The sequence below is a fragment of the Curtobacterium sp. RIT-PI-V genome (genome assembly GCF_025642935.1).
Taxonomy (GTDB): Bacteria; Actinomycetota; Actinomycetes; order Actinomycetales; family Microbacteriaceae; genus Curtobacterium.
The window spans coordinates 114,775-131,850 of sequence record NZ_JANZKM010000005.1 but is presented as its reverse complement, the minus strand read 5'-3'; the positions used below and the strand labels follow the sequence as shown (position 1 = coordinate 131,850).

The 17,076-nt window shown below is 72.5% G+C and carries 18 protein-coding genes; 12 read left to right on the top strand and 6 right to left on the bottom strand.

What is annotated here, in order from left to right; all coding sequences use genetic code 11:
* The first annotated feature begins 9 nt into the window (after window positions 1–9).
* The 3 genes from OGL88_RS05800 to OGL88_RS05790 all read left to right on the top strand — a co-directional run bounded on the left by OGL88_RS05800 (window position 10) and on the right by OGL88_RS05790 (window position 3,534).
* Window positions 10–381, top strand: a complete 372-nt coding sequence (locus OGL88_RS05800) for an FKBP-type peptidyl-prolyl cis-trans isomerase (RefSeq protein ID WP_111084569.1) — start codon at window positions 10–12, stop codon at window positions 379–381.
* Window positions 381–1,217 carry an aldo/keto reductase gene (locus OGL88_RS05795; protein ID WP_263090457.1) on the top strand — a complete coding sequence of 279 codons (837 nt, stop codon included), beginning with the start codon at window positions 381–383 and terminating at the stop codon, window positions 1,215–1,217. The genes OGL88_RS05800 and OGL88_RS05795 overlap by 1 nt, the downstream gene beginning before the upstream one ends.
* A gap of 73 nt (window positions 1,218–1,290) precedes the next feature.
* Window positions 1,291–3,534 carry a HelD family protein gene (locus OGL88_RS05790; RefSeq protein ID WP_263090455.1) on the top strand — a complete coding sequence of 748 codons (2,244 nt, stop codon included), beginning with the start codon at window positions 1,291–1,293 and terminating at the stop codon, window positions 3,532–3,534.
* Window positions 3,535–3,685: 151 nt separating this feature from the next.
* Here OGL88_RS05790 and OGL88_RS05785 read toward each other — a convergent pair whose 3' ends face one another.
* Genes OGL88_RS05785 through OGL88_RS05775 form a run of 3 tightly spaced genes read right to left on the bottom strand, consistent with a single transcriptional unit; the run spans window position 3,686 to window position 6,136 of the window.
* Window positions 3,686–3,961: a protealysin inhibitor emfourin gene (locus tag OGL88_RS05785; protein WP_194648099.1), complete on the bottom strand. Its 276-nt coding sequence runs from the start codon at window positions 3,959–3,961 to the stop codon at window positions 3,686–3,688.
* Between the two features lie 28 nt (window positions 3,962–3,989).
* Window positions 3,990–5,039, bottom strand: a complete 1,050-nt coding sequence (locus OGL88_RS05780) for a M4 family metallopeptidase (protein ID WP_263090454.1) — start codon at window positions 5,037–5,039, stop codon at window positions 3,990–3,992.
* Between the two features lie 41 nt (window positions 5,040–5,080).
* Window positions 5,081–6,136, bottom strand: a complete 1,056-nt coding sequence (locus OGL88_RS05775; RefSeq protein WP_263090452.1) for a glycoside hydrolase family 6 protein — start codon at window positions 6,134–6,136, stop codon at window positions 5,081–5,083.
* Between the two features lie 143 nt (window positions 6,137–6,279).
* On the opposite strand from OGL88_RS05775, the gene OGL88_RS05770 reads away from it, so the two are divergent.
* The 8 genes from OGL88_RS05770 (at window position 6,280) to OGL88_RS05735 (ending at window position 11,423) form a co-directional block, all read left to right on the top strand.
* Entirely contained in the window at window positions 6,280–6,726 is a 447-nt protein-coding gene (locus OGL88_RS05770; RefSeq protein WP_205464257.1) for a VanZ family protein, read from the top strand.
* Window positions 6,727–6,828: 102 nt separating this feature from the next.
* Entirely contained in the window at window positions 6,829–7,098 is a 270-nt protein-coding gene (rpsO, locus tag OGL88_RS05765) for a 30S ribosomal protein S15 (protein ID WP_070416523.1), read from the top strand.
* 153 nt (window positions 7,099–7,251) lie between these two features.
* Complete coding sequence (locus tag OGL88_RS05760) at window positions 7,252–7,869, top strand: CE1759 family FMN reductase (protein ID WP_263090445.1); 618 nt, start codon at window positions 7,252–7,254, stop codon at window positions 7,867–7,869.
* A gap of 126 nt (window positions 7,870–7,995) precedes the next feature.
* Window positions 7,996–8,349 carry a hypothetical protein gene (locus OGL88_RS05755; protein ID WP_263090443.1) on the top strand — a complete coding sequence of 118 codons (354 nt, stop codon included), beginning with the start codon at window positions 7,996–7,998 and terminating at the stop codon, window positions 8,347–8,349.
* Window positions 8,346–9,293 (top strand): FAD:protein FMN transferase, encoded by a 948-nt coding sequence (locus tag OGL88_RS05750; protein WP_263090441.1) that lies wholly within the window; start codon window positions 8,346–8,348, stop codon window positions 9,291–9,293. The genes OGL88_RS05755 and OGL88_RS05750 overlap by 4 nt, the downstream gene beginning before the upstream one ends.
* Window positions 9,293–9,883 (top strand): ferric reductase-like transmembrane domain-containing protein, encoded by a 591-nt coding sequence (locus tag OGL88_RS05745; protein ID WP_263090440.1) that lies wholly within the window; start codon window positions 9,293–9,295, stop codon window positions 9,881–9,883. Before OGL88_RS05750 ends, OGL88_RS05745 begins: the two co-directional genes overlap by 1 nt.
* Window positions 9,880–11,175, top strand: coding sequence for an NADH-ubiquinone oxidoreductase-F iron-sulfur binding region domain-containing protein (locus OGL88_RS05740; RefSeq protein ID WP_263090439.1), 1,296 nt, complete (start codon window positions 9,880–9,882; stop codon window positions 11,173–11,175). The genes OGL88_RS05745 and OGL88_RS05740 overlap by 4 nt, the downstream gene beginning before the upstream one ends.
* Window positions 11,172–11,423, top strand: coding sequence for a ferredoxin (locus OGL88_RS05735; RefSeq protein WP_263090436.1), 252 nt, complete (start codon window positions 11,172–11,174; stop codon window positions 11,421–11,423). The genes OGL88_RS05740 and OGL88_RS05735 overlap by 4 nt, the downstream gene beginning before the upstream one ends.
* Window positions 11,424–11,433: 10 nt before the next feature.
* Here the strand turns inward: OGL88_RS05735 and OGL88_RS05730 are convergent, their stop codons facing one another.
* On the bottom strand, window positions 11,434–12,648 hold the full coding sequence (locus tag OGL88_RS05730) for a coiled-coil domain-containing protein (RefSeq protein WP_263090434.1): 1,215 nt from the start codon (window positions 12,646–12,648) through the stop codon (window positions 11,434–11,436).
* Between the two features lie 281 nt (window positions 12,649–12,929).
* On the opposite strand from OGL88_RS05730, the gene OGL88_RS05725 reads away from it, so the two are divergent.
* A complete protein-coding gene (locus OGL88_RS05725; protein ID WP_205464264.1) occupies window positions 12,930–15,197 on the top strand; it encodes a polyribonucleotide nucleotidyltransferase in 2,268 nt (755 codons plus the stop codon).
* Window positions 15,198–15,361: 164 nt separating this feature from the next.
* Here the strand turns inward: OGL88_RS05725 and OGL88_RS05720 are convergent, their stop codons facing one another.
* Together OGL88_RS05720 and OGL88_RS05715 are read right to left on the bottom strand one after the other, a co-directional pair.
* Window positions 15,362–15,889, bottom strand: a complete 528-nt coding sequence (locus OGL88_RS05720; protein ID WP_263090430.1) for a YbhB/YbcL family Raf kinase inhibitor-like protein — start codon at window positions 15,887–15,889, stop codon at window positions 15,362–15,364.
* Window positions 15,890–16,197: 308 nt separating this feature from the next.
* Window positions 16,198–16,845, bottom strand: coding sequence for a TetR/AcrR family transcriptional regulator (locus tag OGL88_RS05715; RefSeq protein WP_263090428.1), 648 nt, complete (start codon window positions 16,843–16,845; stop codon window positions 16,198–16,200).
* Window positions 16,846–17,076: the final 231 nt, after the last annotated feature.

Here is a 17,076-nt window from a genome sequence, read left to right as displayed (position 1 = left end):
CTGGATCGCATGACTGACCTCAACAGCAAGCCCGAGTTCGACGCGCCCGAGGGCCCGGCCCCCACCGATCTCGTCATCACCGACATCGTCGAGGGTGACGGCGACGTCGCGAGCGCCGGGTCGACCGTCAAGGTGCACTACGCCGGCGTCGAGTACGAGACCGGCGAGGAGTTCGACAGCTCGTGGAACCGCGGTGAGCCCATCGACTTCCCGCTCGCGGCGCTCGTGCGCGGTTGGCAGGAGGGCATCCCCGGCATGAAGGTCGGCGGTCGCCGCAAGCTCGTCGTCCCGCCGGAGCTCGCCTACGGTCCCGCCGGTGGTGGCCACTTCCTGTCCGGCAAGACCCTGATCTTCGTGATCGACCTGCTCGGGGTGCGCTGATGCAGGTCGGTGCCCCGACCATCGAGCTGAACGACGGCCACCGGTTCCCGGAGCTCGGCCTCGGCACCTACGGCTTGAACGGTGACGAGGGTGCGGCCGCGGTCGGCACCGCGATCGCGAGCGGCTACCGGCTGCTCGACACCGCACTGAACTACGGCAACGAGGACGCCGTCGGCCGCGCCGTCCGCGAGTCCGACGTCGCGCGTGAGGACCTCGTCGTCACGTCGAAGCTCCCCGGCCGCCACCACGGCTACGACGAGGCGCACCGTTCGATCGACGAGACCCTGGGCAACCTGGGGCTCGACCACGTCGACCTGTACCTGATCCACTGGCCGAACCCGTCGGTGGACAGGTTCGTCGACACGTGGAAGGCGTTCGTCGACCTGCGCGACAGCGGCAAGGTCCGCTCGATCGGCGTCTCGAACTTCACCCCGGAGCACCTGCGTCGCATCATCGACGCGACCGGTGTCGCCCCGGCCGTGAACCAGGTCGAACTGCACCCGTACTTCCCACAGGCGGAACTGCGGAAGGTGCACCAGGAGCTCGGCATCGTGACCGAGAGCTGGAGCCCGCTCGCGGTCCGGTCGGAGCTCCTCACCGAGCAGCCGATCACCGACGCCGCAGCGGCCCACGACGTGACCCCCGGCCAGGTCGTCCTGCGGTGGCACGTCCAGCTCGGCGCCGTGCCGGTGCCGAAGTCGGCCGACTCCTCCCGGCAGCGCGAGAACCTCGACGTGTTCGGCTTCGAGCTGACCGACGCCGAGGTGCAGGCCATCTCCGGCCTCGAGCGCGGCCGGCTCTGGGACGCGGACCCGGACACGCACGAAGAGATGTGACCGACGACCCTTCGGGAACTGCGGGGCTCCAGCGGGCAGTACACTGGATTCCCCTCTTCCCGAAGGGTTGCGTGTGTCCGAACCGACCGAGATCGACCGCGAGCGCGGCTACGTGGACGGCCTCTTCCGCCGTCTCGACGAGCTGACCGCCGAGGCCGAGCAGCGTCTCGCCGAGACCCGTCGTCAGGCGGTCGGCGGGAACCACCAGAGCCGCAGCGAGCGCGACGCGTACGCCCGACTCTACGAAGACACCGTGGCGACGCTCGAGCGCGTGGGGGACCGTCTGGTCTTCGGCCGGCTCGAGGTCTCCGAGCCCGACAGCTCCGAGGACGCCTTCCGGTACATCGGCCGCGTGGGCCTCCGTGACGCCGACCACCGCCCGCTGCTGCTCGACTGGCGTGTGCCCGGTGCCAGCGCGTTCTACCAGGCCACCGCGGCGCACCCGATGGGGATGCGGTCGCGTCGCCACCTGTCGCTCGAGGGCCGTCGGGTCGTCGGCGTCGAGGACGAGGTGTTCGACGCCTCGCTCTACGACGACGAGCGCACCCACCTGCAGGGCGAGGGGGCGCTGCTGGCCGCGGTGACCGCCGAGCGCACGGGCCGGATGACCGACATCGTCGCCACCATCCAGGGCGAGCAGGACCGCATCATCCGTTCCCCGCTCGAGGGCGTCCTGATCGTGCAGGGCGGGCCCGGCACCGGCAAGACCGCCGTGGCGCTGCACCGCGCCGCCTACCTGCTGTACTCGTACCGCGAGCGGCTGCGGGGCTCCGGCGTCCTGATGGTCGGCCCGTCGCCGGCGTTCCTCACCTACATCGAACAGGTCCTGCCGTCGCTCGGCGAGACCGGCGTCGTGATGGCCTCGCTCGGTTCGCTCTACCCGGGTGTGCACGCGACGACGCACGACCCCCGCGACGTGGCCGCCGTGAAGGGTGCTGCGCAGACGGCTGCACTCCTGCGCCGCGCCGTGCGGTCCCGCCAGGTCGTGCCGACCGAGTCGGTGACGCTCGACGTCGAGGGCGAGCGGCTCGTGGTGCCGCCGCAGCTCGTGGCCGACGCGATGAAGCGTGCACAGGACCGCGGCAAGCCCCACAACGCCGCGCGCGTGACGTTCAACAAGCTCGCGCTCGACGCGATGACCCGGCTGCTCGCCGAACAGCTGCGCGAGCGTGGGACGACGGTGGACGAAGCCGACGAGAAGGTCCTGCGCGAGGACATCCGGAGCTCGTACGACGCCCGGGTGCTGCTCAACACCGCGTGGTTGCCGCTGCCCCCGGGGAAGTTCCTCGAGGACCTGTACGCCCGTCCGAACTGGCTCGCCTCGCTGACCCCGGACTGGACCCCGGAGCGCCGTGCCCTGCTGCAGCGCGCACGCGGTGGTGCCTGGACGGTCGAGGACGTCCCCCTGCTCGACGAGGCCGCCGAACTGCTCGGACCGTTCGACCCGACCGGTGGCGCCGCCAAGCGCGCGGCGAAGGCCAGCCGGAACCGCGACATCGAGAACGCGCGGCAGGCGATCGAGAACATGGGCGTCGAGGGCATCGTCACCGCCGAACAGGTGGCCGGCTCGTTCGCCGAGGGCGGTGACCCCCGCTCGACCGCGGAGCGCGCCGCCGACGACCGCGAGTGGACCTACGGGCACATCGTGGTCGACGAGGCGCAGGAGCTCTCGCCGATGCAGTGGCGCGTGCTCGCACGCCGCAACCCGCTGCGGTCCTTCACGATCGTCGGCGACATGGCGCAGGGATCCTCGCCCGGCGCCGCACGCACCTGGGACGACGTGCTCGGGGCGCTGGCCCGCCGACGCCGCGGCCGGGCGCCGCTCGTACCGCTCGACCACCGCATCGAGCAGCTCACCGTCAACTACCGCACCCCGCGGTCGATCGTCGAGGCCGCCGGCGTCTTCGCCGACGGTGCCGGCCTGACCGTCACCCGCAACGAGGCCGTGCGCGACGGCGACCCCGTCGAGCGCGTCCGCGTCGCCCGTGCCGACCTGCTCGACACGGTCGTGTCGGTCGCCGACGCCGAACGGTCGCGGATCGGTGCCGGCACCATCGGCGTGATCGTCCCGGAGTCCGAGGTCGATGCCGTCCGGCAGCGCCTCGCCCGCACCGAGGCCGACGTGCGCGGGCTCGCCTCGCCGCACGCCGGGTCGCTCACGGTGCTGACCGGGGCGGACGCCAAGGGCCTCGAGTTCGACGGCGTGCTGCTCGTCGACCCCGACCGCGTCGGAGGCGACGCTGCGCGCCCGGCGGCCGCGGTCTACGTCGCGATGACCCGTCCGACGCGGCGCCTGACGGTCATCGACGTCGCCTGACCCGCGGGTCGCGCGCTTGCGCGGCCACTTCGTGAGCAGAAGCGGTCGGGTCGGCAGCGCGGACGCGACCATTCCTGCTCACGATCCGCGGCGGTACGGTGGCGCGGCGCGGACGGGAGGCCCGTGGCGCGTCCGGCGCGGGCGTCCCGCCTCAGGACGGGTCGCCTGCAGAGCGGACGCGCGCGACGAGGTCGGCCCACGCGCCGTCGAGGCGGCGACCCGGGATCGTCACGGTCGTGCGCTCGACGGTGATCGTCCACGTGAAGTCGTCGGGGACCGGCGGCCCGGCCGAGGCGGTCGCGGGGGTCCGGGGGAGCGCGTCGACGACCTCGGACCACGCCGCGGGGTCGGCGCTCGTGTCGGTGTCGACCCGCCAGTGCCGCGTGGTACCGGCGAAGCCCCCGGAACGACGGACCTCGATGCGCATGCTCCCGACCGTACGCCGGACGACGTGCTCAGTCGAGGACGCCCACCGTCCGCCAGGCGTCCTGCACCGCGGTGTGCTCCGCGGACTCGGCGCCGAACCGGGCCCCAGCGGCGTCGATCGTCACGGCGGCGAAGCCGGCGAAGTCGATCGAGGCGGTGACGGCGTCCGAGGTCAGGGCGTCCCACCACACGGCACCGGCGCCCTGCCAGGCGTACCCGCCGATCGCGGTCGCCGCCAGGAAGAACGCGTGGTTCGGGATGCCGGAGTTCGTGTGCACCCCACCGGCGTCGTCGGTCGTGACGACGAAGCCGGCCATCGTCGCGGGCTGGGGGTCCTTGCCGAGCACCGGGTCGTCGTAGGCGGTGCCGGGTGACCGCATCGAGCGCAGGGCGTCGCCGTGCACGGCATCCGTGAAGAGCCCCTCGCCGATGAGCCAGCTCGCCTGCTCGGCGGTCTGCCCGGCCGCGTACTGGGCGACGAGGGAGCCGAACACGTCGCTGATCGACTCGTTGAGCGCCCCGGACTGCCCCTGGTAGGTGAGATCGGCGGTGTACTGCGTGACGCCGTGCGCCAGTTCGTGCCCGATGACGTCGAGCGCGATCGTGAAACGCCGGAAGACCTCGTCGTCGCCGTCGCCGAACACCATCCGGCTGCCGTCCCAGTAGGCGTTGTCGTAGTCCTGCCCGAAGTGGACCGTGGCGTCGAGGGGGAGTCCGGCGCCGTCGATCGACACCCGGCCGAAGACGTCGAGCCAGAAGGCGTGGGTCGCGCCGAGGCCCGCGTACGCCTCGTCGACGGCCGCGTCGCCCGTGTCGGGGTCGCCCTCGCTCCGGACGACCGTGCCGGGCAGGGTCGTCGTGCCACGGGCATCGGCGATCGTGCGCTGGGGCGACCGGTCGACCGTGCCGCTGACGCCGCGCGGGGCGGCCAGGTGCTGGTGCTTCGGGGTCTGCACGAGCTCGAGCGAAGCCAGGGCGGTGCGCGCGGCCGAGGCCGCCCGGGGGTACTCGGCCGCCTGGGCCACGGCGTGGAGCAGGTAGGGCGGGACGACGGAGCGCCGGCTGTCGGTCGGGGTCATGCGCTCATGCAACCACCGGGCACCGACACCCCGACCGTGGGTCAGTCGCGCGTGCGGTTCTCGACCAGGCCGAGCGCGTACGACTCCCACCACTGCCCGGCGGCCGGTCCGCCGTTGCACGTGCCGTCGCTGAGCCCCGGCGTCTTGACCCAGAGCAGGGCGTCGAGCCGGCTCGATCCACCGGTGACGTGCGGATCCTGGCCGAGGCCCGCACCTTCGGGGTTGCACCAGGTCCCGCGCCAGCCCTGACCGTTGCGGGACACGTCGATGACGAAGTGCGGATCACCACCGATCGCGTCGGCGAGTTCGTCGGCGTAGGCGCGTTCCTGGTCGACGCGGTAGAAGTTCGACACGTTCGTGAAGAAGCCCTGCACCTCGTCGACACCCGCCCGACGCAGCCAGTCGGCCATCGTCGCGGTCGGGACGCGGTTCTCGTTGCCGCCGTCGAGGTACACCGTCAGTCCGTGCCCGGTCAACGCGTCCACGGCCTCGCGGAGCAGGGGGAGCCGGGAGTCGCGGAGGCGCTCGCAGTTCTGGATCTGTGCGATCGCGTCCGGTTCGACGAGCACGACGGCCTTCGAGCCGGCCATCGCGCGGACGGCGGAGCGGACCCACGGCAGGTAGGCGTCGTCGGTCGTGCCGCCCTTCGAGTAGCTGCCGCAGTCGCGGTCCGGCACGGTGTACAGGACGAAGACCGGGGTGGCCCGCTGCTGCTCGGCGTTCCGGACGACGGTGCGGATCGTCGCGCGCGTCTCGGACCGCGAGGCGTCCGTGAGCCAGGTCGCGATCGGCTGGTCGGCGATGCGGGCGATCTGCGCCGCGGTGTCGTCGTGGCCGGCGGCGCGGGCCTGGCGCTCGCGGATGCCCGGCTGGTTGACCGCGGACGGCTGGTGCGCGAGGCCGCCGGGGAACGCCTGCTCCACGGTCTTCCGCGTCACGACGTCCCGTCCGCTCGTCGGCGCGTCGGCATCCGGCTCGCTGCCGTGCGGTACGACGACCACGAGCGTCGTGACGACCGCCGCGACGCCGACGACCGCGGCCGTGATCCACAGCCACTGACGTCGCGCGGGCGCACGCTTCCCCTGGTGCTCCGGCATCCGGCGGTCCTCCCTGTTCGCACCCATGCTGACAGGTGCGGGGGAGTCCTGACCAGGACGCCGGGGTGTTCGTCCAGGTCAGCCGACGGGTTCTGCCAGGAGCGCTCCAGCGGGCGTGCAGGGCGGTGCCACAGACTGGCGGGATGTTCCGTCGACTCCTCCTCCTCGCCGTGACCGCGGCGTACGCCTGGGTGATCTGGCGGATGACGCTGACCCCGCAGGTGTTCACCTCGGCACAGAACTCGTTCGTGCTGCACGCGATCGCCTGGGTGCAGCAGCTGCCGCACGGTGCCTGGTTCACGTACGAGCGCACCGAGTTCCTGGCCAACATCGCGATGTTCGTGCCGGTCGGCATGCTCGCCGCACTCTGGCTGCCTCGGCGCTGGTGGATCCTCGGGGCCCTGGTCGCGGTCGCCCTGTCGACCGGCATCGAGTTCGCGCAGGCCACCTACCTGCCCTACCGCGTCGCCGACCCCCGCGACGTGCTGTCGAACGGCCTCGGCGGTCTGCTCGGCGCGACCCTCGTCGGACTCGTCCGCAGCCTGCTGCCGGCCCCGCGTCGTCGTCGCCTGCGCCCCAGGACCGCCTAGGACTCTGGTAGTCTTGCGCGGTTGCCGTCGAACGGCCGCGGACAAAGAGCGCTCGTGCATCAGGCACGGGCACCGCGCAACGGACTGAAAGGGGATCTACGCATGGCACTTGACGCGAAGGTCAAGCAGGAGATCATCGAAGAGTACGCGACCCACCCGGGCGACACCGGTTCCCCCGAGGTCCAGGTCGCCGTTCTGACGCGTCGTATCAACGACCTGAACGAGCACCTCAAGGAGCACAAGCACGACCACCACTCGCGTCGTGGTCTGCTGCTCATGGTCGGTCAGCGTCGCCGTCTCCTCGGTTACCTCTCCGACGTCGACATCGCCCGCTACCGTGCGCTCATCGAGCGCCTCGGCCTGCGCCGATAAGGTACGAGCCGCTGGTCGACGCCTCACGGCTTGACCGAACGCCCCGGTCCTCCTCGCGAGGACCGGGGCGTTCTCCGTTCTGCGGGAATGGTTGCGCGCGGCACACGGTTCGGTACGATGTTCATGCAAACGCATCGAAAGTCGGGAACCACCATGACCACCATCGCCGTCGTCTCCGCCGGACTCTCCGAGCCCAGCTCCACCCGCCTGCTCGCCGACCGCCTGGGCGAGGCCGCCGTCGCCGCGCTCGTCGCCGAGGGAACGCCCGCGCACGTCCTGCACGTCGAGCTCCGGCCGCTCGCGCACGAGATCACCGACGCGATGCTCACCGGCTTCGCGGCGCCCGCGCTGTCCGCCGCCATCGCCGCGGTGGTCGAAGCCGACGCCGTCGTGTTCGTCACGCCGATCTTCACGGCCGGCGTCAGCGGTCTCGCGAAGTCCTTCCTCGACGTCCTCGACAAGGACGCGCTCGTCGACCTGCCCGTCCTGCTCGGCGCAACGGGCGGGACCTCGCGGCACTCGCTCGCCATCGACCACGCCCTGCGTCCGGTCTTCGCGTACCTCCGCACAGCGGTGGTGCCGACCGGCGTGTTCGCCGCGACCGACGACTGGGGGAGCGACGGCGACGCCGCGGCCCTGGACGGACGCATCCGCCGGGCCGGAGCGGACCTGGCGTGGGCAATCCGGGCCTCCCGGCGGACCCCGCAGGAAGCCGACGCGCTCCCCGCGACCGCGGACTTCGCGAGCCTGCTCGGTGGCCTCGGCCACTGATCCCGATCGCTGACCCCGTGACGCGCTCTTAGGCGGACCACAGGGTTCGTGGGGTCGGAGTGCGGCCGGCTGGCGGCTCACTCATCGGTGGGCTCGGGAACCTCGTCATGACGACGAGGAGGACCGATGGACACCAGAGGCAACGGCAAGCGATCCGCACGGGTGACGAGTGCGCTCGTGAGCCTGGGCGGACTCGCGGTCGCGACGGTCACGGGTGCCGGGCTGTGGTTCGGGCACGAGCAGGCCAGCACGACGACGACCGACACGTCCACGAGCACGAGCACGAGCACGACGACGGACTCCGGTTCGGGTACCGGGACGTCGGGCGACGCCACCACCGACTCCGGGTCCTCGTCCTCCTCGTCGTCGAACGACACGTCGACCGACACGTCGACCGACAGCGGCACGAGCAGCAGTGACACCGGCGTCTCGCAGGGCACCACCGGTGGGTCGTCCGACACGACGACGACGGGGTCGTGACCGTGCGCGCCACCGCCGAGTGGGACCTCTGGACCACCACCGCCCGGGTCGTCCTCGACCACCGCGACCGCCGCCACCTCGCCGCCGCCGAGTCCTGCGTCCGCGACGTCACGGCCGCCGTCGACGCCGCGTGCAGCCGGTTCCGCGCCGATTCCGAACTCGTGGCCCGCGCCGAGGACCTGGTGCGCGGCACCGAGGTCTCGCCCCTGCTGGCGACGCTCGTGCACCAGGCCGTCGACGCCGCACGGCTGTCCGACGGGGACGTCGACCCGACGCTCGGACGGCGCATGGTCTCCCTCGGGTACGACGCCGCGTTCGCCGACGCACCACCGGTTGCGTCACCCGACGCCGTGGCCCGATCGCTCGACGACCGCCCGGCGTGGCAGCGGATCCTGCTGTCCGGCACGTTCCTGCGGGTCCCCGAGGGCGTCACGCTCGACCTCGGCGCCACGGCGAAGGCCGCCGCCGCCGACATGGCGGCCGCGAGCATCACCGCGCGGCTCGGCGTCGGTGCCCTCGTCTCGCTCGGCGGGGACGTCGCCACGGCCGGCCCGGACCCCTCCGGCGGCTGGCAGGTGCGCGTGCAGGACCTGGCGGACGATCCCGTCGACCACGTCCGCATCGCCTCCGGGTGGTCCGTCGCGACCTCGAGCACGCAGAAGCGCCGCTGGGAGCAGGACGGGACCGCGCGGCACCACATCCTCGATCCGCGGTGGGGCCTGCCCGCCGAACCGGTGTGGCGGTCGGTGACGGTCGTCGCCCCCTCGTGCACCACCGCCAACACGATGACCACCGCCGCTGTCGTCCGGGCGCACGGCGCCGTGGAGTGGCTCCGGCAGAGCGGCCGTGCGGCCCGGCTCGTCGCGGCCGACGGCTCGGTGCTGCGACTCGGCGGCTGGCCCGACGACCAGGTCGACCACGTCGACCGGGCGGACGCCGCCTGATGGACACCGCGCTCTGGGTGATCGGCCGAGGCACGGGCGTCGCCGCCGTCGTGCTCCTGACCCTGACGGTCCTGCTCGGCATCGTGACCCGCGGCGGACGACCGCTCCCCGGCCTGCCGCGGTTCGGCGTGCAGCTCGTGCACCGGGACGTCGCCCTGGCGTCCACCGTGTTCGTCGCCGTGCACGTGGTGACGCTGCTGCTCGACACCGAGGCCGAACTCCGCCTGCTGGACACCGTCGTGCCGTTCGTCGGTGCGTACCGCTGGTTCTGGCTCGGGCTCGGCACCCTCGCGGTGGACCTGCTCGTGGTGCTCGTCGTCACGGGGATGCTCCGCCGGGTGATCGGTCCGCGGGTGTTCCGCGCCGTGCACTGGGCCGCCTACGCCATGTGGCCGGTCGCGATGGCGCACGCGATCGGCACCGGGACCGACGGCACGTCCGCCTGGTTCCTGGTGGTCGCCGGGGTCTGCGCCGCCGCCGTCCTCGGCGCCGTGGCCTGGCGCTGCTCCGCACGCGTCACCGAGTTCCGTTCCCCACCGACGGGACGCCCGCGCCCGATCGAGCCGCAGCCGATGGAGGCCCTCCGATGACCCTGACCCACCCGCTCACCGTGTCACCACCGACCGGCGCGCAGCGACTCCTCGCCGCCCCCGGCCCCGGACTCGACGCCCACCTCCGCACGCATGGGTCGCTGCCGCACGTGGGACCCGGGATCATCGACGAGATCGGTCTCGCCGGCGTCGACGGCCGCGGCGGCGCAGGGTTCCCGCTCGCCCGCAAGCTCGACGCCGTGGCGGCCCGCACCCGTCGCGGCGGCCGCGGCGCCCCGATCGTCATCGCCAACGGCGCCGAGGGGGAGCCCGCCAGCCGCAAGGACGCCGTCCTGCTCGAACGCGCACCGCACCTGGTGCTCGACGGCATCGTCGTCGTGGCGCAGGCGATCGGTGCGACCGAGGCCGTGGTCGCCACGAGTGCACGGCTCGCCGACCGGGTCCGGCAGGCACTGGCCGAACGCACCGACGGCCGGCGCGGCACCGGCACCGACGGCCAGCGCGGCGCCGGCACCGACCCGGTCGCCATCGAGGTCCGGGCCCTGCCGCACACCAGCTTCGTCGCCGGGCAGGCCACGGCGCTCGCTTCGGCCGTCGTCGGAGGACGAGGCCTTCCGGAGGACCGTGTCGTGCGGCTCGCCGACCGTGGACCGAGCGGTCACCCGACCCTCGTGTCGAACGTCGAGACCCTCGCTCAGGCGGCACTCGTCGCACGGTACGGGGCGGCCTGGGCGCGGAGCGTCGGCAGCGCGAGTGCTCCCGGCACCCGTCTCGTGACGGTCAGCGACGTGACCGACCCGGGTGGTGCCGTGGTGCTGGAGACCGCCGGGGGTGCGCCGCTCGGGCAGCTGCTGGGGGCCTCCCGGCTGCCGGCGGCCGACCCGCGACGGACGCGAGCCGTCCTGCTCGGCGGGTGGGGCGGCACCTGGGTGCCGGCCGCAGCGCTCGACGCGCCCTTCGACGTCGACGGGCTCGCACCGTGGGGTGCGGCGCCCGGGGCGGGCGTGCTGGCCGTGCTCGACGACCGGACCTGCCCGGTCGGGGTCACCGCAGGCCTCGCCGCAGCGCTCGCCGGGGCGTCCGCCGGCCGCTGCGGGCCGTGCGTGAACGGGTTGCCGCGGATCGCCGACGTGGTCGCGGACCTGGCCTCCGGGCGTCGGTCGGGGGACCTGGCCGGCGAGGTCCGACGGGTCGCCGCCCTCGTCGACGGACGCGGGGCCTGCCACCATCCGGACGGCGTCGCACGGATGGTGCGGAGTGCGCTGGACGTGTTCCACGACGACGTGCAGGCGCACCTGCGCGGCGCGTGCCTGGTCGGGGGACGAAAGTGAGCGGCGTACCGGGCGGCGCCACCGCCGGCAGCTCCGTCGCCCTGCACGTCGACTGGACCCGCTGTCGGGGACGCGGCCTGTGCACCGAACTCTTCGCCGAGCGGCTGGCGCGCGACGAGTGGGGCTACCCGATCGCGCGGGACGGCGGCGGCACCCGCGACGTCCCGGTGTGGCCGGACGAACGCGCCGCCGCTGCGGACGCCGTGGCCATGTGTCCGCTGCAGGCGTTGCGGCTGGTGGCGCGGTGAGCCGGGGTTCTCAGTACCAGTGCGGGTTGACGCTCATCTCGTGGCCCCACGCACCGCACGGCGACCCGTACGCGCTCTTGATGTAGGCGAGTCCCCAGTTGATCTGGGTGTTCGCGTTCGTCCGCCAGTCCGCCCCGGCCGCCGACATCTTGTCGGCGGGCAGCGACTGCGGGATGCCGTAGGCCCCGCTCGAGGCGTTCAGCGCGTTCGCCCGCCAGCCGGACTCCTGCGTCCAGAGCGACACCAGGCAGGAGAACTGGTCGTCGCCCCAGCCGTACGACCCCAGAGCACTCCTGGCGTAGGCCTGCGCGGCCGCGGGGTCCACGACGACCCCGCCGGTGCTCGGGTAACTGGTGCCCGAGCCGCCGCTGGCGCTGCTGCTGCTGCCGCCGCTGCCGGTGTCGACGCTCGCCGAGGCTGCTGCCGCCTGGGCCGCGGCGGCCGCCGCGCGCTTGCGCTGCTGTTCGGCCTTCTGCGCCGCGACCTTCTGCCCGAGCTCGTACCCGGCGGCCTGCTTGGCGGTGGTGTCCCGGAGCGACGCCAGCTGCGCGTACAGCTCGTCGCTGTGCTGCTCGGTCGACTCGACCGCGGCGTTCGCCACGGACTCGGCGGACTTCGCCGCCGCGGATCGTTCCTCGGCCGCCTGCGCACGCGTCGCGCGCTCGGTCTCGGCGCGTTCGGCCTGCTCGTGCAGTGACGATGCCGTGCCGGCCGCGACGAACGCCTCGTCCATCACGCCGGACCACGTGGACGACAGCTGGTCGAGCGCGCCCAGCTGGTAGAGCAGCTGGTCGGGCTTCCCCGAGGTCGCGATCCGGGTGGTCATCTGGTTCGTGCTGCCGTCGCGGTACAGGTTCGCCGCCAGTTGGCCGGCACGCGCCTGGGCCCGGTCCGCCGTCTCCGTCGCGTGCTGCGCCTGGGCCTGGAGGCTCGTGGCGGCCTGGGTGGCCTCCGCCAACTCCGCCTCGGCCGCGTCCGCCTTCGACGAGGCCGTCAGCGCGGCCTGCGACTTCGCCGCCGCCTCGTCCTGCGCCGACTGCAGCGCGGCCTGCACCTTGGTGACCTCGGCGCGCTTGGCGGTCTCGTTCCCCTTGGCCTGCTGCACGTCCTGCCAGGTCGGGTACTCCGTCGCGGACGCCGGGACAGCGGTGAGGACCGGGGCGACGAGCGCGCCGACGACCACGGCGGCCGCGACGAGCACGCCCCGCGAGGGGGTGAGACGCATGGCAGCAGGCTACCGAGGCTCGCCCGGCCGTCAGCGAGCCGCGCCGCCGATTCCCTGTGGACTGGTAAAGTCCATCGTGTCCGAGGACCGTTTCCCCGGATGTTCGACACAACACTGCGCAGGCCGGGCACGGAGCTGGTCATCGGTGGTGGCTCGCGGGCCGGAACGGTTTCCCGAGTGCTTCTACTGCTGGCCAGACATGCGTCCGGAACGATCGGCGCGCACGCACCATCGAGTGCCGTCGCCACGGCCTGCCGAACACACATCAAGGAGGCACCCTTTTGGAGGGTCCCGAGATCAAGTTCGCCGAAGCCGTCATCGACAACGGCAAGTACGGCAAGCGCACCGTCCGGTTCGAGACCGGTCGGCTCGCACAGCAGGCGCAGGGCGCGGTCGCCGCGTACCTCGACGAGGAAACGATGCTCCTCTCGGCCACCAGCGCCGGCAAGCACCCGCGTGAAGGCTTCGACTTCTTCCCGCTGACCGTCGACGTCGAGGAGCGCTCCTACGCCGCCGGCAAGATCCCCGGCTCGTTCTTCCGCCGCGAAGGCCGCCCGTCGACCGAGGCCATCCTGGTCTGCCGACTCATCGACCGGCCGCTGCGCCCGTCGTTCGTCGACGGCCTGCGCAACGAGGTCCAGATCGTCATCACCGTCCTGAGCATCGCTCCGGACGAGTTCTACGACGCGCTGGCCATCAACGCCGCGTCCGCGTCGACGCAGATCTCCGGTCTGCCGTTCTCCGGCCCGATCGCCGGTGTGCGCCTCGCGCTCATCGGTGACCAGTGGGTCGCGTTCCCGAAGGCATCGCAGCTCGCCGACGCCGTCTTCGACCTCACGGTCGCCGGCCGTGTCGTCACCGACGAGGCGGGCAACGAGGACGTCGCCATCATGATGGTCGAGGCCGAGGCCACCGAGCACAGCTGGGAGCTCATCCAGGGCGGCGCCACCAAGCCCGACGAGGCCGTCGTCGCGCAGGGTCTCGAGGCGGCCAAGCCGTTCCTCAAGTCCCTCGTCGACGCCCAGGCGAAGCTCGCCGCGCAGTCCGCCAAGGAGATCCAGGACTACCCGGTCTTCCCGCCGTACGCGCCCGAGGTCTACTCGGCCGTCGAGGCCCTCGCGCTCTCCGAGCTCGGCGACGTCTACAAGATCGCCGCCAAGACCGAGCGCCAGGACGCCGACGACGCACTCAAGTCGCGCGTCAAGGAGGCCATCGCGTCGAAGGTGTCGGCGGGCGAACTGCCCGAGGTCGCCAACTCGCAGGTCAGTGCCGCCTACAAGTCGGTCACGAAGAAGGTCGTCCGCGGCCGCATCCTGACCGAGCAGGTCCGCATGGACGGTCGCGGCCTCGCCGACATCCGTCCGCTCGACGCCGAGGTCGCCGTGATCCCGCGCGTCCACGGTTCGGCGATCTTCCAGCGCGGCGAGACGCAGATCCTCGGCGTCACCACGCTGAACATGCTCAAGATGGAGCAGCAGATCGACTCGCTGTCGCCCGTCACGAAGAAGCGCTACCTGCACCACTACAACTTCCCGCCCTACTCGACCGGTGAGACCGGCCGTGTGGGTTCGCCGAAGCGTCGCGAGATCGGGCACGGCTTCCTCGCCGAGCGCGCCCTCGTGCCGGTGCTGCCGACGCGCGAGGAGTTCCCGTACGCCATCCGTCAGGTCTCCGAGGCGCTCAGCTCCAACGGCTCGACCTCGATGGGTTCCGTCTGCGCCTCGACCCTCTCGCTGCTCAACGCCGGTGTGCCCCTCAAGGCCCCGGTCGCGGGCATCGCGATGGGCCTGGTGTCCGACACCGTCGACGGCCAGACCCGCTACGCGGCGCTGACCGACATCCTCGGTGCGGAAGACGCCCTCGGCGACATGGACTTCAAGGTCGCCGGTACCTCGGAGTTCGTCACCGCGATCCAGCTCGACACCAAGCTCGACGGCATCCCGTCGACGGTGCTCGACGCGGCGCTGAAGCAGGCCAAGGAGGCCCGCTCGGCCATCCTCGGTGTGCTGAACGAGGCGATCGACGCCCCCGACGAGATGGCGGACACCGCTCCTCGCGTCATCTCGGTGCAGATCCCCGTCGACAAGATCGGCGAGCTGATCGGCCCGAAGGGCAAGACGATCAACGGCATCCAGGACGAGACCGGTGCCGACATCTCGATCGAGGACAACGGCACCGTCTACATCGGTGCCGTCGACGGACCGTCGGCCGAGGCCGCCCGTGCGTCGGTCAACGCGATCGCGAACCCGACCAACCCGGAGATCGGGGACCAGTTCCTCGGCACCGTCGTGAAGATCGCCACGTTCGGCGCCTTCGTGTCGCTGCTCCCGGGCCGTGACGGTCTGCTCCACGTCTCCGAGGTGCGCAAGCTCGCCGGTGGCAAGCGTGTGGAGAACGTCGAGGACGTCCTTGGCGTCGGCCAGAAGGTCCTGGTCGAGGTCACCAAGGTGGACGACCGCGGCAAGCTGTCGCTCGCGCCGGTCGTCGCCGAGGAGTCGGACACCGACTCCAGCGGTGCCCGCGAGGAGTCGACGGACGCCACCGTCTGATCCACCCCTGGCACACGAACGGCCGTCGTCCCTTCCGGGGCGGCGGCCGTTCGTCGTTGCGGATCTAGCGCTGGCCCGAGTCTCGGCCTGAGCGACACTTCTCGGGCGCCGGAGCGCGAGAAGTGTCGCCGAGCGCGAGACTCGGACCGGCGCCGGGCGCGCGATCAGGCGGCGGCGGTCTCCTGCGTGCCGACGAGCTGCGCGCGGCCGAGCAGGTGCTCGCGCAGCACGAACCCGACGACCGCGGGGGTCGCGTCGGCCGGCGCCTCGAGCAGCGGCACGTCGAGGGCGCTCAGCGTGAAGAAGTAGCGGTGCACGCCGTGGCCGGCGGGCGGAGCGGCGCCGAGGAACGTGTCGGTGCCGAACTCGTTGCGGCGACGGAGTGCCTCGGCCGGCAGCAGGGCGTCGTCGGTGCCAGCGCCGGCGGGCAGCGAGGTCGCCGCGCCCGGGATGTCGGTCAGGCTCCAGTGCCAGAAGCCCGAGCCGGTCGGGGCGTCGGGGTCGTACACGGTGAGGACGAAGCTCTTCGTGCCCTCGGGAGCGCCGGACCACTCGAGTGCGGGGGAGCGGTCCTCACCGCCCACGTCGGTGCCGCGCGCCGAGGTCGGCAGGGCGCCGCCGTCGGTGAAGTCGGGGCTGGTCAGGGTGAACGAGGGGACCTCGGGGAGGTTCCAGTTGGGGTCGTTGGCCATGTCCCCAGCCAACACCCGCAGCCTCGGTCTGCGCTCGGTGCGCGGAAGGTCGCGCGGGGTGCGCGGGTGCGCGGGTGCGGACGGGAGGCACGGTGCCAGGCCGGCGCGGGCCTCCCGTCCCTCAGGCGGTCGCGCCGGGCTGGCGCCGACGGCTGACGCGACGAGGTCGACGTCGTACGACGTCGAGGCTGTCGTTCGTGCGCGCCCGCAACTGTTGCGGCCGCGGTGGAGCGACAAAGCCGACGTCGTACGACAGCGGTGATGTCGTTCCGCGTCGGCGGCTCCCGTGCGTCGGCGGCAGCCGAGCGTCAGGCGGCGAGGACGCGGTCGACGACGCGACCGAGCGCGGCCGTCGCCGCGATGGCGTCGCCGGCGTAGGCACCGGCCATCGCACCGTCGCGCGCGAGCATGAGCTCGTCGGCGCCGTCGCCGGGCAGCTGGTGGCCGGACTCCTGCAGCAGGGTGGCGAGCCGGTCGGTGTACCAGTCGCGGTGGGTGGCGACCACCTCGCGCACGGGATCGCGGGGGTCGTGGTACTCGGCGGCGGCGTTGAGGAACGCGCACCCGCGGAAGTCGGGGTCGTTGACCTCGTCGGCGAGGGCGGCGACCCACGCGCGGACCGCTGCGGCGGGGGAGCCGGCGTCGGTGACGAGCTGTTCCATCCGTTCCTGCACCCGCTCGTGCTGCGTGCGGATGTAGGCGAGGATCAGGTTGTCCTTCGACCCGTAGTGCTTGTAGAACGTCGCCTTCGTGACGCTCGCCTCGGAGATGAGGCGGTCGACGCCGACGCTGTGGATGCCCTCTTCGTAGAAGAGTCGCGTGGCCGTCTCGAGGATGCGGACCTTCGCGCCGCCGGAGCGGGGAGTCGGGGGGACGCTCGACCCGTCCGGCGACGCGAGGTTCGTGCTCGGACCGAGGAGACGCTGGACGGCCGGTTGGGGGGAATCGACCGTCACAGCGTGGCTCCTTGGTTCATCGGCTCCGCGGACGAGTGGGGGGACTCGTGGCCGCGAGGACTGATGTCCCGAGCCACCGGATCGGAACTTAGGGGGGCTTTCGATCCGGTGTGAACGACTGTACCACAAGGAGGACAGACAGACGAGTCGGTCTGTCCGCAATTTCTGTACCCCTCTTCGAGTGACAGTCCGCGGGCCTGTTGAAACTGGGCGGTGGGCTCCGGAGCATCA

Excerpts from the sequence above, each read along its gene's own strand:
- OGL88_RS05730 (WP_263090434.1), bottom strand. The coding sequence starts at position 12,648 with ATGCGTCTCACCCCCTCGCGGGGCGTGCTCGTCGCGGCCGCCGTGGTC.
- OGL88_RS05760 (WP_263090445.1), top strand. The coding sequence starts at position 7,252 with ATGACCACCATCGCCGTCGTCTCCGCCGGACTCTCCGAGCCCAGCTCC.
- OGL88_RS05745 (WP_263090440.1), top strand. The coding sequence starts at position 9,293 with ATGGACACCGCGCTCTGGGTGATCGGCCGAGGCACGGGCGTCGCCGCC.
- OGL88_RS05755 (WP_263090443.1), top strand. The coding sequence starts at position 7,996 with ATGGACACCAGAGGCAACGGCAAGCGATCCGCACGGGTGACGAGTGCG.
- OGL88_RS05720 (WP_263090430.1), bottom strand. The coding sequence starts at position 15,889 with ATGGCCAACGACCCCAACTGGAACCTCCCCGAGGTCCCCTCGTTCACC.
- OGL88_RS05770 (WP_205464257.1), top strand. The coding sequence starts at position 6,280 with ATGTTCCGTCGACTCCTCCTCCTCGCCGTGACCGCGGCGTACGCCTGG.
- OGL88_RS05780 (WP_263090454.1), bottom strand. The coding sequence starts at position 5,039 with ATGACCCCGACCGACAGCCGGCGCTCCGTCGTCCCGCCCTACCTGCTC.
- OGL88_RS05795 (WP_263090457.1), top strand. The coding sequence starts at position 381 with ATGCAGGTCGGTGCCCCGACCATCGAGCTGAACGACGGCCACCGGTTC.
- rpsO (WP_070416523.1), top strand. The coding sequence starts at position 6,829 with ATGGCACTTGACGCGAAGGTCAAGCAGGAGATCATCGAAGAGTACGCG.
- OGL88_RS05740 (WP_263090439.1), top strand. The coding sequence starts at position 9,880 with ATGACCCTGACCCACCCGCTCACCGTGTCACCACCGACCGGCGCGCAG.
- OGL88_RS05785 (WP_194648099.1), bottom strand. The coding sequence starts at position 3,961 with ATGCGCATCGAGGTCCGTCGTTCCGGGGGCTTCGCCGGTACCACGCGG.
- OGL88_RS05800 (WP_111084569.1), top strand. The coding sequence starts at position 10 with ATGACTGACCTCAACAGCAAGCCCGAGTTCGACGCGCCCGAGGGCCCG.
- OGL88_RS05775 (WP_263090452.1), bottom strand. The coding sequence starts at position 6,136 with ATGCCGGAGCACCAGGGGAAGCGTGCGCCCGCGCGACGTCAGTGGCTG.